Origin of the sequence: Microcoleus sp. B5-D4 (genome assembly GCF_036705145.1) — a bacterium.
GTDB lineage: Bacteria > Cyanobacteriota > Cyanobacteriia > Cyanobacteriales > Microcoleaceae > Microcoleus.
Genome location: NZ_JAUBTV010000133.1, coordinates 1 through 12,733 on the forward strand (window position 1 = coordinate 1; position 12,733 = coordinate 12,733).

The 12,733-nt window shown below is 43.3% G+C and carries 18 protein-coding genes; 17 read left to right on the top strand and 1 reads right to left on the bottom strand.

The features are described from left to right. Positions 1-16: 16 nt before the first annotated feature. Both QUB10_RS32345 and QUB10_RS32350 read left to right on the top strand, forming a co-directional pair. Complete coding sequence (locus QUB10_RS32345; protein WP_333207228.1) at positions 17-337, top strand: DnaJ C-terminal domain-containing protein; 321 nt, start codon at positions 17-19, stop codon at positions 335-337. Then, a complete protein-coding gene (locus QUB10_RS32350; protein ID WP_333134847.1) occupies positions 334-645 on the top strand; it encodes a chaperone modulator CbpM in 312 nt (103 codons plus the stop codon). Before QUB10_RS32345 ends, QUB10_RS32350 begins: the two co-directional genes overlap by 4 nt. Positions 646-767: 122 nt before the next feature. On the opposite strand, the gene QUB10_RS32355 is transcribed toward QUB10_RS32350, so the two are convergent. Beyond that, on the bottom strand, positions 768-1,013 hold the full coding sequence (locus tag QUB10_RS32355) for a DUF4079 domain-containing protein (RefSeq protein ID WP_333207213.1): 246 nt from the start codon (positions 1,011-1,013) through the stop codon (positions 768-770). Positions 1,014-1,380: 367 nt separating this feature from the next. Here QUB10_RS32355 and QUB10_RS32360 point away from each other — a divergent pair, with 367 nt between their 5' ends. The 15 genes from QUB10_RS32360 (at position 1,381) to QUB10_RS32430 (ending at position 12,701) form a co-directional block, all read left to right on the top strand. Continuing rightward, positions 1,381-1,611, top strand: coding sequence for a DUF2892 domain-containing protein (locus QUB10_RS32360; protein WP_333207214.1), 231 nt, complete (start codon positions 1,381-1,383; stop codon positions 1,609-1,611). 18 nt (positions 1,612-1,629) lie between these two features. Then, a complete protein-coding gene (petC, locus tag QUB10_RS32365) occupies positions 1,630-2,163 on the top strand; it encodes a cytochrome b6-f complex iron-sulfur subunit (RefSeq protein ID WP_333207215.1) in 534 nt (177 codons plus the stop codon). 12 nt (positions 2,164-2,175) lie between these two features. Next, the gene (locus QUB10_RS32370) at positions 2,176-2,853 is read left to right on the top strand and encodes a DsbA family protein (RefSeq protein WP_333207216.1); all 678 of its coding nucleotides are present in this window, start codon (positions 2,176-2,178) and stop codon (positions 2,851-2,853) included. A gap of 46 nt (positions 2,854-2,899) precedes the next feature. Further along, positions 2,900-3,424, top strand: coding sequence for a hypothetical protein (locus QUB10_RS32375; RefSeq protein ID WP_333207217.1), 525 nt, complete (start codon positions 2,900-2,902; stop codon positions 3,422-3,424). Positions 3,425-3,455: 31 nt separating this feature from the next. Beyond that, positions 3,456-4,154, top strand: coding sequence for a GIN domain-containing protein (locus tag QUB10_RS32380; RefSeq protein WP_333207218.1), 699 nt, complete (start codon positions 3,456-3,458; stop codon positions 4,152-4,154). Between the two features lie 24 nt (positions 4,155-4,178). Next, entirely contained in the window at positions 4,179-4,421 is a 243-nt protein-coding gene (locus QUB10_RS32385) for a thioredoxin family protein (RefSeq protein WP_333196002.1), read from the top strand. Positions 4,422-4,433: 12 nt separating this feature from the next. Next, a complete protein-coding gene (locus tag QUB10_RS32390; protein WP_333207219.1) occupies positions 4,434-5,435 on the top strand; it encodes a permease in 1,002 nt (333 codons plus the stop codon). Positions 5,436-5,633: 198 nt separating this feature from the next. Further along, positions 5,634-6,023: a rhodanese-like domain-containing protein gene (locus QUB10_RS32395; protein WP_333207220.1), complete on the top strand. Its 390-nt coding sequence runs from the start codon at positions 5,634-5,636 to the stop codon at positions 6,021-6,023. A gap of 79 nt (positions 6,024-6,102) precedes the next feature. Further along, positions 6,103-6,636, top strand: a complete 534-nt coding sequence (locus tag QUB10_RS32400) for a DUF3122 domain-containing protein (protein WP_333207221.1) — start codon at positions 6,103-6,105, stop codon at positions 6,634-6,636. A 22-nt stretch (positions 6,637-6,658) separates the two neighbouring features. Next, a complete protein-coding gene (locus QUB10_RS32405; protein ID WP_333207222.1) occupies positions 6,659-7,696 on the top strand; it encodes a calcium-binding protein in 1,038 nt (345 codons plus the stop codon). 138 nt (positions 7,697-7,834) lie between these two features. Next, on the top strand, positions 7,835-8,899 hold the full coding sequence (locus QUB10_RS32410; protein ID WP_333207223.1) for a calcium-binding protein: 1,065 nt from the start codon (positions 7,835-7,837) through the stop codon (positions 8,897-8,899). A 202-nt stretch (positions 8,900-9,101) separates the two neighbouring features. Further along, a complete protein-coding gene (locus QUB10_RS32415) occupies positions 9,102-9,728 on the top strand; it encodes a DUF998 domain-containing protein (RefSeq protein ID WP_333207224.1) in 627 nt (208 codons plus the stop codon). Between the two features lie 35 nt (positions 9,729-9,763). After that, positions 9,764-10,570, top strand: coding sequence for a CPBP family intramembrane glutamic endopeptidase (locus QUB10_RS32420; RefSeq protein ID WP_333207225.1), 807 nt, complete (start codon positions 9,764-9,766; stop codon positions 10,568-10,570). Positions 10,571-10,744: 174 nt separating this feature from the next. After that, complete coding sequence (locus QUB10_RS32425) at positions 10,745-11,614, top strand: hypothetical protein (protein WP_333207226.1); 870 nt, start codon at positions 10,745-10,747, stop codon at positions 11,612-11,614. An 85-nt stretch (positions 11,615-11,699) separates the two neighbouring features. Then, on the top strand, positions 11,700-12,701 hold the full coding sequence (locus tag QUB10_RS32430) for an alpha/beta fold hydrolase (RefSeq protein ID WP_333207227.1): 1,002 nt from the start codon (positions 11,700-11,702) through the stop codon (positions 12,699-12,701). Positions 12,702-12,733: the final 32 nt, after the last annotated feature.

Genomic DNA, 12,733 nt, shown 5'->3' on the forward strand with positions numbered 1-12,733 from the left:
ATGACGAGCGGGCTACCTGTGTATTTTGTTTGTTTTGTCAAGTACAATTTATACCAAATTAGATGAGCTTACCCTGGTTTTAGGGGCGGAAATCAGCGTGCCAACTCCCGATGGTAGCGTGACGATGAAAGTTCCTAAAGGAGTGCGATCGGGACAATCGCTCAGACTGCGCGGCAAAGGCTGGACATTGCAAAAAGGGGGACGCGGTGACTTACTCGCCAAACTTCTAATTGTCACGCCAAAAGACTTAAGTGCGATCGAGCAAGAATGCTACGAAAAAATCCAGGCAAATACGAGTTTTAACCCCCGTACCCAGTTAGAGGAAATTAAGTTATGAGCTTTAGCCTTTCAAAAATTGTGGTTTCACCCGAAGGTGAGCAACTCTATACCTTTGAATATGCTGCATTGATCACTGAGACCTCGATTACGGTTGTCGAGGTTTATGTCAAGTTGGGTATCATTGACGCGATCGGCGACCTGCTGCATTCCCGCGAGATTGCTCGTATTGCTCAGATTCAGCGATTGCGTCAAGACTTGGGGCTGAACTTAGTCGGAGCCGCAATGGTGCTCGATATGGCTCAAGAAATTGCTCAATTACGGGCACAGCTCAAGGCGCATCAGTCTCGGTCACGGAACGAGTTATGAGGTGTCTAAAGCAACGAGAATCGGCGTTCGATCGGGAGATGTAAAGTTTTGACACAAATCTTTGTTGCTTGCTTTTAGACTTATCTTGCCTATAATTTGAACTATGAACTACCGAAATTATATTACTCTCGAACCCAATAAACGCAGTAACAAACCTGGTGCGCGCGGCTTACGAATTTCGGTTTATAACGAGGGCCGACCATAATCTTGCCATTATTAATGTAGGTAACAGTGATTCCGCCGATCGCCCTAATTACCATCAATGCTAGGAGGATAGAGCCAATTTGGTGATGGCGGATAGCAAACCCACCTTTAACCATTTCTTTCTTGATATCTCCGTCTGCCAGCCTCGTCCGCCGAATTTGCACACCCAACTACAAGGCATCGAGGGCAATAACCAGTAATAGCCACATGGTAATGGGGTGAAAAAAGCTGAGATAGGGCTTGAGAGCCGCTAAATTTTCCAAATTCATACGGTTATATCCAAAGTTTTCGTATCTATTAAATTTATCTTGCCATTGTATATAGCAATTTCACGTCATCCATAAGAGAAATTTTGTTTGAAATTTATCTATAAATATCATTTATTATGACAATTTAGATCAGTTTTATGTAAATAATTTGTTATAATAAAAAGAGTTACCAACGCAAGTGTTGCAATACCGTGAAAGTCGCTTATTACATGACTGGACCAGTTTTTTGCAATCAGTTTTACATGGGAGATTACAGACAGCTATGAAAACGAATATTAGTTGCCTCGATCGCCTGATCCGCCTGTTGTTGGCTTCGGTGTTATTTTACCTAGGACTGTTCCTTTACAGCGGTACAGGATTGGGGATTGGTCTAGTCGTTGCAGGTGGCGTATTGCTGGTGACGGCTCTGGTCGGTTTTTGCGGTCTTTATAGCCTTCTGGGAATTCGTACCAGCCCGACGAAAGAGCAAATGAAAGAAAAATTCATTCATTAACTCTTAAGGAGTTTCATCATGGACAATAATTTTCCTCTCGAAAGTCCGTCTCTATCGAGGCGGCAACTACTCAATTTCATCACCGGAGCCGCCGTCGCTGCCATCGCAGGTGCCGCGCTCTATCCTGCGGGCAAATTCTTCATTCCGCCCGCAGAAACGGGAGCGGGGGGAGCCATTCTTGCTAAAGATGTTTTAGGAAATCTAATTCCAGCCTCACAAATCCTGGCAGAACTGCCGGGAACCCGTGCCCTAGTTGCAGGTCTGGCAGGAGAACCCACCTACTTGATTGTCAAAGAAGATGGCACCCTAGACAGCATAGGGATTGTTGATAACTGCACTCACCTCGGTTGTACCTTTCCCTGGAATCCAATGGATGAGCAGTTTCAATGTCCCTGTCATGGTTCCCGCTATGCCCCTGATGGGACGGTGGTGCGTGGCCCGGCTCCTCTACCGCTGAAGATTGTTCAGGTTGTGGCGATCGATAACAGCATTTTGATCTCACCTTGGACGCAAAACGATCCCCGCACTGGAGAAAAACCCTGGTGGGTTTGAGGATGAAGTGATATGGAACCGATTCGTATTTTTTACTTTTCCGATGTTCTCTGCGTTTGGGCTTATATTGCTCAGATTCGTTTGGATGAGTTAAAAACAACCTTTGAAGACAAGATTGCCATCGCACAGCACTTTGTCCCTGTCTTTGGTGTTGCTCGTGAAAAGCTGGAAAACCGATGGCGCGATCGCGGTGGTTTGCAAGGATACAGCGATCATGTCCAGGATGTTGCGAAAAAGTTCGATCACATCAGCGTTCATCCTGATATTTGGACTAAGGCAACACCATTTTCATCGACATCCTGTCATTTGTTTCTCCATGCGATTCAACTACTAGAAACGAAAGATTTAGTAGAGCGAAATCAACAGGTATTTGAAAAAGCAACCTGGGCATTTCGGGAGGCGTTTTTTACCCAACTGGCAGATGTTTCTGACCGCAAGGTGCAATTTGGAATTGCGGAGGAGTTAAGACTGCCGATCGCTGCTATCGAAGCTCTGATCGAGAGTGGTGAGGCTTATGCCAAACTATCCCAGGATTTTGAATTAGTCAAAGAACATACGGTTACAGTCAGCCCCACCCTGATTTTTAATGAAGGACGGCAGAGACTCAACGGCAATGTGGGCTACCGGGTGATCGAAGCCAATATTCGGGAGTTACTGCACAATCCTCCGGGAGAGCAATCATGGTGTTAGGAATCTTGAATTAATAGAAAGACGCGATCGCAATCAAAATGCACCCATGAAAAAGCCACTTTTATTTGATAAACGCTTGGTTATCTGGGGAATATCTTTGTTGCTCTACATAATAGCACTTAGCTTGCCAGCACTTGCTTTTGATATAGTTGACAACCAGACAAAGCAGACAAGTTTTATTTCTGTTATGAAGGGGGTTGAAGTTACAATTTGGGGACTACTTGGATTGTTCTTTCTTCAAATTCCAGCTATTGGCTGGTTAGCCAATCCGCTTTATTGGTTTTCCTGTAAATTGTTTGTACAGAAAAAATACAAATTTTCAATAGTTTCTGCTTTTATTGCAATTATTGTCGGCTTTACAGGAACAATATCAGCATACTGGCTGGCGTTACCCAATGGTAGTAGTCCCTATAGTCATCTTCTATTAACTAAGTTACTTCCTGGTTTCTGGTTATGGCTTGCGGCTCCAGGATGGCTGATGATTATTGCTAGTTACTTTGCTTATACAAAACACAAGAATCGCCTCGTGTTAAACCAGAAGCTTCCCAGAAATCTTTTCGATGAAAAGTGAAGGACTAAGGATTTATATAGCAGGCAAAACAATGAGATCGAAGTTATACGGTTTGGTTGCGTGTTTAACAGCTTTGAGCCTGTTCACAGGTTGCTCTCTCAGTTTGGGTGGGCTTAGAGGCTCTGGAATAGTTAAGACCGAATCTAGAGAAGTAGGTCGATTCTCATCCATTTCTAGTAAATCCGTAGGTAAAATCACGATACAGCAGACGGGAAAAGAGTCCCTCACGATTACCGCCGACGACAACATTCTGCCGTTGCTAGAAAGTCGTGTAGCTGACAATGTTCTGTATCTCACCATCATGAAAGATACCCATATGAATCCCACCAAGCCCATTGAGTTCGTTGTGGAGGTGAACAGCTTAGAGAGCGTGAATATACATGGTGTCGGTAGTGTTGATGTAAAGGATATCCAAGGTAAACAGTTGTCGATTTCCCTTGATGGGGTAGGTAGCATGACAATCGCCGGAAGTGTCGATGTGCTGGAACTAGATATTTCCGGGGTTGGAAGTTTCCAAGGTGAGAATTTCAAGACTAAGCAGGCGACGGTTCGGAATAGCGGCGTTGGAAGTGCTGTGGTTAATGTCACTCAGCAGTTAGATGCAACTGTATCCGGTGTGGGTTCAATAGAGTATATTGGCTCTCCTCAAGTTCGAGAATCTCGGGGGGCGTGGGGTCAGTTAAGCAACGTTAGCGATCGCTTGGATTCAGTTGAGAGAGAATTGAATTAGAGAATACAAAAAAGGAGTTATGTCATGAATGCCATCAAGATTGAAATTTTGGGTACAGGTTGCAAAAAATGCCAACAGCTAGAGGCAAATGCGAAAGAAGCTGTAGCAAATCTAAATTTAACTGCTGAAGTTTCACATATTACCGACCCAATCGAAATTGCTAAACGAGGTGTGATGTCTACTCCCGCTATGACAATCAATGGCAAAGTTGTCAGCAAAGGTCAAGTAATCAGTCCCGAACAAATTCAGCCCCTATTGCAGCGTTAAAAAGGCAAAGTTATGTTCGATCCATTTTATCCGTTTGATTGGTTGGCAACCCAGATTGTCACCCAACTTTTGGGGTTGTCGATTTCATCGCATTTAGGATCGAGTCTGCACTTCTTTCTTTACGATGTGCCAAAAGTCTTAACATTACTGATTGTAATTAGCTTCATTGTTGGGACATTTCAAAGCTTTTTAGAACCAGAGCGCGTTCGCTCTTTGCTAGAAGGAAAGCGCACTTTTGCAGGAAATATTTTGGCGGCAATGGTGGGAATTGTCACGCCATTTTGTTCTTGTTCTGCGGTTCCTTTATTCATCGGCTTCTTAGAAGCAGGTGTACCTTTAGGCGTGACTTTCTCCTATCTGATGGCAGCGCCAATGGTGAATGAAGTTGCTGTTATCCTGCTGTGGGGATTGTTTGGACTAAAGGTGACGCTCATCTATATCGGTTTTGGGGTGGGTTTGGCGATCGCCTCTGGATATATCATCGGATTACTAAAATTAGAAAAATGGGTGGAACCCTGTGTTTGGGAACTGCAAAAATCTCATCAAGAAATACCTCTAGGTGATGAGGACAATCTAGAACCAGTGATGCTAACTTGTTGGGGGCAAAGATTTGAGCAAGGATGGTTCCAATCGAGCTCCATTGTGCGATCGGTGTGGCTCTATGTCGTGGGTGGTATTGCGATCGGGGCGGGGATTCATGGTTATGTGCCGACTGATTTTATCACCCAATATGCAGGCGCAAATAATCCTTTAGCAGTGCCGATCGCGGTAATTTTGGGTGTTCCACTCTATGCAAACATTGCGGGTGTAATGCCGATTACCGAAGCTTTAGTCAATAAAGGAATGCCAATGGGTACAGTTTTGGCCTTCACAATGGCTGTGACAGCATTATCGCTTCCTGAAATGGTGATTCTCAAAAAAGTTTTGAAACCTCAACTCTTAGCCGTGTTTATTGGGTTAATGACTGTTGGAATTATTAGTATCGGCTATATATTTAATGCCCTAATCAATTGATTGACATGGTGCTGAAATATCTGGCTGACAGAGTGAACCCTTAACAATCCATTTCCGGAGAAATCTATGAGCTTTAAGAAACCAATTCAGACTATATTACTGGGATTTGCACTATGTTTTTTCCTCTTGGTTGGTATTGGGCAAAACCCGATCCTCGCAGCAAATTTCATAGAAACTGAACCAATCTTTCAAGAAAAAATGCAAACAATCTCTGAAAAAACCGTGAATCTGGAATCGGGAGTCGATCGCTTTCTCACGTCGATTCCAGCAGGCTATTACACGATCGCCAATGTCGAAGGGTTGAAAAGCCTCTTAGAGAACCCTCAAACCCTGTTGGTGGATGTGCGCGAACCCTCGGAGTATCGATCGGGACATATCGCTAATGCGATCGATATTCCGCTCCGAACACTAACACACAATCTGGATCGAATTCCGCGCGATCGCCCCGTAGTTTTGTACTGTTCAACGGGCTATCGATCGGCAATGGGAGTAATGACATTGCACCTATTGGGCTATGAAAATGTCCAGGGATTTCCGCCAAGTTTTGCAGGCTGGAAAAACGCAGGAGAGGCGATCTCCTCTAGCTAATGCACCAAAACAATTAGGATGAAAATCCAAAAATTTTGACTCTGGAATTGCAAGACATTTTAACTTTTTGAGGACTTTTGTGATAAACTTTATCTACTTTAACTACCCTAAAATTCGCCCGATGCGCTGGCTGCTGGCTGCTTGGATCTGCGTTTTACTGATTGTCTGTATTCCCTTACCTGCTTTTGCTGCTGTGACGGAAATCGAAGAATATCCAGGGCAGATGCTGTATCAATCCCGGCAAAAACTGCAAGATCAGAACGGAAATTCTTGGCAGGCGAGATCCTTCAAACGCATCCATCCTGAAGGTAGTTCTACTGTCTCTCTGCGCGTCGTGGGCTTTCCTGGTGCGGTGGAATTCGATCGCACTCAACCGCTGATTCTGACAACATCTATGGGCGAAACTCTAACCGCCAAGGATATTTCTAGCGAAATTTCTAAGGACACACCAACCCCAGCGAATGTCGCAGAATATGACATTAAGTCTGTCCTACCGCAGTTGCAGGCTGAAATTCCCCTTCACCTAACTTTACCGATGGTAACTGGCTCAGCGATCGAGTTACAAATCCCATCGACGGCGATTCAAGAGTGGCAAACAATTTCTGCTCATTAACTAACTCCAAAAAATCAAACCGATGAATTACGATATCTTTGACGAACAATATTACCTCTCGCAATATCCTTGGGTCAAACCAGCCATTGATGCAGGAAGCATCAAATCTGGACTAGAACACTTTCAAAAATATGGTCAAGCAGGCGGCCTAACTAAAGTATCGCGTTATTTTGACGAATCTACCTACCTTGCCGACAATCCAGAGATAGCACCCTTCGTCAGCACAGTCAACCCAAACGCGCCCTTTGCGACCGGACTAGACCACTTTATCCAATACGGTTACGAACAGGGTCGCAGCCAAGTATCGCCTGAGTATGACGAAGCCTTTTATGTAGCAAATAACCGAGATTTACTGCCGTTTATTCAGAATGGAACTTTTAAAAATGGCTACCAGCACTTCATTCAATTCGGAATCAAAGACGGTCGGTTTGGAACTTCATTTTTGGAATCGGACTACTTACAGAAAAACCGCGATATTGTGCCGTTTGTCAACTCTGGAGCCTTAAAAACTGGTCGCGAACACTACTTCAAGTTCGGAAGTTCCGATCCAAGCCGCTCTGCGACTTTTGTTGGAACTTCCGGCAATGACATTATAACGGGTTCCGGGGTGGGGAATGCCGAATTAATTGGAGTTGAAATAGGTGTAGAACCTCATTACGGTGCCCGATTGTATGAAAGTGATGGCAGCAATGAATTTGATACTCTCATTGGCGGTATCGGTCGTGATAAATTTGTGTTGGGCGAATATCAAGCCTTCGCCCGTAATGTGTCATTGCGTGGAGTACAGTATTACATTGGGCCGGGTTTTGCTACAATTCGGAACTTTACCAAAGGTCAAGATAGCATCCAGTTATTAGTGGATTCCTCAGATCAGTTATTGGTGTTTCCCATCAACAATAATCGAGATTTAGCTATCCAAAGGAAAGGCTATCCCACCTTTGAGAATGGAGTTTCTGTTCCCTCAACCAGTCCATTTGATACAATTGGTGTTATTGAAGGTGGCGGAAATCTCAGTTTGAATCTATCACCAGGATCTGGTTTCACACGTTTACTTACGTAGAAATCTCGAAGCTATTCAGGATTTGCCCGATCGCTGCTGGGAGTACGATCGCACATTCAACAAAATCTGCGATCGCACTTGCCGATGCCAACAACTCGCCTTTCACGACTGTACTTTACTTTTTTTAAGAAAGCAACCATGAATTACGACATTTTCGACGAAAAATACTACCTCGCCCAATATCCGTGGCTGAAACCAGCCATTGATGCCGGAAGCATCAAATCTGGGAAAGAACACTTTGAAAAATTCGGTCAAGCCGCCGGCCTAACTAAAGTATCGCGGTATTTTGACGAAGCTACTTACCTCGCTGGCAACCCAGACATCGCTGCCTTAGTCCGCACTCCTAGCAACCCAAACGCGCCTTTTGCAACCGGACTAGACCACTTTATCAAATTAGGTTACGAAGAAGGTCGTACCCCCGTATCGCCTGAGTATGACGAAACGTTTTATCTAGCAAATAACCGAGATTTACTGCCGTTTATTCAGAACGGAACTTTCAAATCAGGCTACCAGCACTTCATTCAATTCGGGGTAAAAGAAGGTCGTTTTGGAACTTCATTTTTTGAAACAGAATTCTTACGGAAAAACCCCGATATTGTGCCATTTGTCAACTCTGGAACCTTGAAAACTGGTCGGGAACACTACTTCAATTTTGGGAAAAACGAGCCAAGCCGGTCTGCGACTTTTGTCGGAAGTTCTGGGAATGACATCCTCACCGGTTCCGGGGTGGGGAAAGTTGAATTAATTGCAGTTGAAGTAGGTTTAGCTACAGGTAATGGCTTTGGAAGCACTCGACTTTATGAAAGTGATGGCAGTAATGAATTCGATATTCTCATTGGCGGTAGCGGCCGCGATACATTTGCGCTTGGTAAGGAGAACATAACCCGTAGGGGATCGCTACTAGGATCGACACAGTTTTATATCGGGCCGGGTTTTGCTACAATTCGGAACTTTAATCAAGGTCAGGATACTATTCAGCTAGCAGGATCTTTAACACTATCAAATTATTACTTAGATATATTATCGGTGTTTCCCATTAACAATGGTCGAGATTTAGCTATCCAAACGAAGGGCTTTATAAACGCTATAAATGGAGTGCTATCAACCAGTAACTTTGATACGATCGCTGTTATTGAAGGCGGCGGAAATCTGACCTTGAATCAATTACCATCATCTCCAGATTATACATTTTTACTTGGATAGAAATCTCGAATTTATTAGGGATTTGCTTGATCCTGCTGGGGAGTGCGATCGCACATTCGCAAAAAGGGATCTCGCACTTTTGTCTTTGCCATAAAAATAATAAAGGTGAAATCGGCTATTGTAATTTTTCTGTGGGCTCAGAGACATTAGCTCGATATAAATACACGCAAGGCTCTCAACAAGTTAAGTAGGATGATCTGTCATGAATAAACTAAAACTTTCTGGTCTATTACTCTTTCTTGCTGGTTCAATTGCTTTAATGGGCATCATCACTGCTGAAGCACTATACCCATCTGGATCTGGCTACACGACCTTTAACAGCGAAATCAGTGATCTTGGGGCAACAAAACCACCCAACAGCTTAATCTATCAACCATCCGCCACCATTTTTAATATCACCATGCTGTTATCTGGCTTAATGACTTTGACAGCAACATTTTATCAGCATAAATACTTCAAAAAACTGCTCGTTAGTATTCCACTTGGTCTATTTAGCTTAGGTCTTGTGGGCATTGGAATTTTTTCTGGTGATAAAGTCCCCTACCACGGAATATTCTCTTTACTCACTTTTATATCGGGTGGAGTATCAGCTATTATGTCTTTTAAAATTGTTTCTGCTCCATTTAAGTTTATCGGAATTGTCTTTGGAACTATTTCCTTAATAACATGGTGTGCTGTTGTGTTTGCCCCTAATATTATTGTTCCTTTTATTGGCTTGGGTGGAACAGAAAGATGGCTTGTTTATCCTATTGTGCTATGGATAACAGGCTTAGGCGGTTATTTAATGAACATAACAACAACCAAAAAACTTGGGGAGCAGCACCTATAAAATAATTTTGTAAAAACTTAACGAGAGATAAAAATATGAAACAAAAGAAGCGATGGCTAAAGCAAATTGGATGCTTTCTACTTTACACTTTTGGCATCACATGGTTGTGCTGGATAATTATCATCATTGGGAACAGATATTTTAATGCTCTTTGGTATGGTGAGCCTTTATTTTGGATACCTTACTCAATCGGCAATTTAGGGCCAGCCATTAGTTCTTATATTATTTATCGACAGTTCAATGAGGATTTTGGTGAAGAATCTTTTGTTAAATTTCTCTTCGGCAAAAAATTAAATAGAAAAGTGTGGCTGATATTTGGGTTATTTTCAATTTGGCGTTTGTTTATGGTTTGGATTGCCTTTGGAATCAATAAGCCTATATCAATTCTTTCTGTAATTATTAATCTACCACTAATTATCCTTTTAGGTGGTGGATTAGAGGAATTAGGTTGGCGTGGAATTTTGCAGCCTAAATTAGAAAAGGTAGTTAATTATTTACCTTCTATCCTTATGGTAGGAACTATATGGAGCATATGGCATTTGCCGTTATGGTTTAGAAAAGGGACAATTCAAAGTTCATTTCCATTTGGATTGTATCTCTTTTCAGGCATAATTTTAACTTCCAGTTTTACAACTCTGTATAAATACACAAATAACTTATTTTTCTGTGTGTTAAGTCACGCCTGGTTCAATGAATGTATTGGGTTGGCTTTATATATAGGTAATAACGGAGCCTTGCAGCTAAATTTGAATTGGAAAGTAATTGTTGTTTTTTCCATCGAGCTAATAGTATCCGTCATTTTAGGAATAGCATATAGTCGTAAGAAAGCCCTTCTGTGTTAAGCAATACTTTCAATTGAAACAATTACTAACGTATTTCGGACTTGCATACTTAATCGCTTGGATGATTTGGTCGATTATAAGTCATCTCATTCAAACGTTCTTCACAGTTTATTCATTTTTGTTCAATATTATGAGAGATAGTTAATTTTTTAATTTTTGACCAGGCTGAAATCTATGAAATGGCAACAATTAATTCTGGCTTTTCTAACTACCATTTGCTTAATATTTGCAGGCAATGCCCTGGCGCAGACTGATATAAATATCAACAATACCAACCTCATCCGCTTTGGTGGCAGCGTAACCGTACCAGAGAACCAAGTTGTCGAAAATGCCCTCGCTTTTGGCGGGAGTGTTACGGTATCCCCTAATGCCAAAGTTGTAGATACTGCGATCGCGTTTGGCGGAGATGTCATCCTGCAAAAAGGAGCGCTGGTAGAAGGTGATGCTTACTCTTTTGGCGGCAAAATCGTACAGGAAGCAGGTGCGATTATTGGTGGTGAACGCGCTACATTCAGCGATCGACATGGCATGATGTATGGCTCCAATCGAGGCAGAAGTAGCTTCTTCGCGCACTATTTCTTCAGTACCATTTTTAGAACTTGTTCCGCTGTAGTAGCAGCTATTCTCGGACTGATCATCTTACAGACCAGCCCACAGTTCCTGCCAAATTTGGCGACAAAATTTGGTCAACACCCCGGTTTGACTGCTCTATGGGGAATCGGGGCGATCGTTTCCTTTGTCTTTGCTACCGTGTTTTTAGCGATTACGCTCATTGGTATTCCTCTGATTCCACTTCTGAGTCTGACTGCGGTGATTACTGCTCTAGTCGGATCATTAGGCATAGCACTTTTTGTCGGTCAACGCCTATTCCGTAATAGTAATTGGTCTTTACAGCAGCAGTTCTTGGTGGGTTTGGCGATCCTGACAGTTATGACACTAATTCCATTTTTCGGAGGGTTAGTAGTTTTCCTAGTCAATCTGTTCGGCTTGGGTGTCATCTTGCTGTGGCAATTTGGTAGGGAAAAACCCCAAATAGCTACTTAGTGAGTAGGGCGACATAAATGTTCACAATTATTATGTACCACCAATATCTGAAGCTGATGCAATTGTTTAAATAGTGTAATTTATCATGAGTCAACTTATTCATGCCCACAAGCAAAATCAGCTCGCAAAACTAAAAATTGTGAATGCGATCGTTCTCACAGCACTGCGAATTCTGGTGTTTATCTCGATCGCTCTGACGATTTTACCAGTAGCATTGCTGCCGATTAGCACCACTGTTCCCGTATCTATCCTGATTCTATTTGCAATGGCAGAGATGGCTCTGTTGATTGCGATGTTTCGGCTTGGCTTTACCGTGCGCGTGATGCTTGCCGAGCTTGCAGGAGCTATTTCAATCGCCCTTCTTGCCATTTTCGCCTCACAACTATTCGCATCCACACCACCCATTCTGGATGTCAACAGCAAGCCCATTCCTAACAGCATTGCTGTACTAGAAAAAGTGAAACTCGGCGGTTCCGAGGAATGGATCTCGATTCGCGGCAAAGACTCGCGCAATCCCGTGTTGCTCTTTCTGGCTGGCGGGCCCGGCGGTAGCCAACTCGTCACTGCAAGACGCGCACTAGCGGGGCTAGAAGATCGCTTTGTTGTTGTCAATTGGGATCAACCGGGAGCAGGCAAATCCTTCGATGCAGTCGATCGTTCTAAGTTAACACCCGATCGCTACATCACCGATACTCGCGAATTGGTCTTAAACCTGCGACAACGCTTTGGCAAAGAAAAAGTCTATGTGTTGGGCGAGTCGTGGGGTAGCGCCCTTGGCATCATGGTGGTGCAACGTTACCCAGAATTGTTTCATGCTTTTATCGGCACGGGGCAAATGGTGGCGTTTCTGGAGAATGATCTAATTTGCTACGATTTTGCTCTGCGTTTGGCACAGAAACGCGGAGACACGAAACAAGTGGAAAAACTCAAGCTACAAGGCCCGCCGCCTTATTACGGCAACGATGTTGCATTGAAGAGTGCGGCTTACCTCACAGAGACATTCAAGTACATGAATGAGAATCCGGCGATCGCTAATGCAGGGTTTAACCCACATTCCGCACCCCCAACTGGCACATACGCGGATTGAGGAAGTAAAAGTGAATCATCGGAGATAATAAT

What these genes read in the sequence shown, in the direction of transcription:
- QUB10_RS32350 (WP_333134847.1), top strand. Translation starts at nt 334, where the DNA reads ATGAGCTTTAGCCTTTCAAAAATTGTGGTTTCACCCGAAGGTGAGCAA.
- QUB10_RS32360 (WP_333207214.1), top strand. Translation starts at nt 1,381, where the DNA reads ATGAAAACGAATATTAGTTGCCTCGATCGCCTGATCCGCCTGTTGTTG.
- petC (WP_333207215.1), top strand. Translation starts at nt 1,630, where the DNA reads ATGGACAATAATTTTCCTCTCGAAAGTCCGTCTCTATCGAGGCGGCAA.
- QUB10_RS32370 (WP_333207216.1), top strand. Translation starts at nt 2,176, where the DNA reads ATGGAACCGATTCGTATTTTTTACTTTTCCGATGTTCTCTGCGTTTGG.
- QUB10_RS32375 (WP_333207217.1), top strand. Translation starts at nt 2,900, where the DNA reads ATGAAAAAGCCACTTTTATTTGATAAACGCTTGGTTATCTGGGGAATA.
- QUB10_RS32380 (WP_333207218.1), top strand. Translation starts at nt 3,456, where the DNA reads ATGAGATCGAAGTTATACGGTTTGGTTGCGTGTTTAACAGCTTTGAGC.
- QUB10_RS32385 (WP_333196002.1), top strand. Translation starts at nt 4,179, where the DNA reads ATGAATGCCATCAAGATTGAAATTTTGGGTACAGGTTGCAAAAAATGC.
- QUB10_RS32390 (WP_333207219.1), top strand. Translation starts at nt 4,434, where the DNA reads ATGTTCGATCCATTTTATCCGTTTGATTGGTTGGCAACCCAGATTGTC.
- QUB10_RS32395 (WP_333207220.1), top strand. Translation starts at nt 5,634, where the DNA reads ATGCAAACAATCTCTGAAAAAACCGTGAATCTGGAATCGGGAGTCGAT.
- QUB10_RS32405 (WP_333207222.1), top strand. Translation starts at nt 6,659, where the DNA reads ATGAATTACGATATCTTTGACGAACAATATTACCTCTCGCAATATCCT.
- QUB10_RS32410 (WP_333207223.1), top strand. Translation starts at nt 7,835, where the DNA reads ATGAATTACGACATTTTCGACGAAAAATACTACCTCGCCCAATATCCG.
- QUB10_RS32415 (WP_333207224.1), top strand. Translation starts at nt 9,102, where the DNA reads ATGAATAAACTAAAACTTTCTGGTCTATTACTCTTTCTTGCTGGTTCA.
- QUB10_RS32420 (WP_333207225.1), top strand. Translation starts at nt 9,764, where the DNA reads ATGAAACAAAAGAAGCGATGGCTAAAGCAAATTGGATGCTTTCTACTT.
- QUB10_RS32425 (WP_333207226.1), top strand. Translation starts at nt 10,745, where the DNA reads ATGAAATGGCAACAATTAATTCTGGCTTTTCTAACTACCATTTGCTTA.
- QUB10_RS32430 (WP_333207227.1), top strand. Translation starts at nt 11,700, where the DNA reads ATGAGTCAACTTATTCATGCCCACAAGCAAAATCAGCTCGCAAAACTA.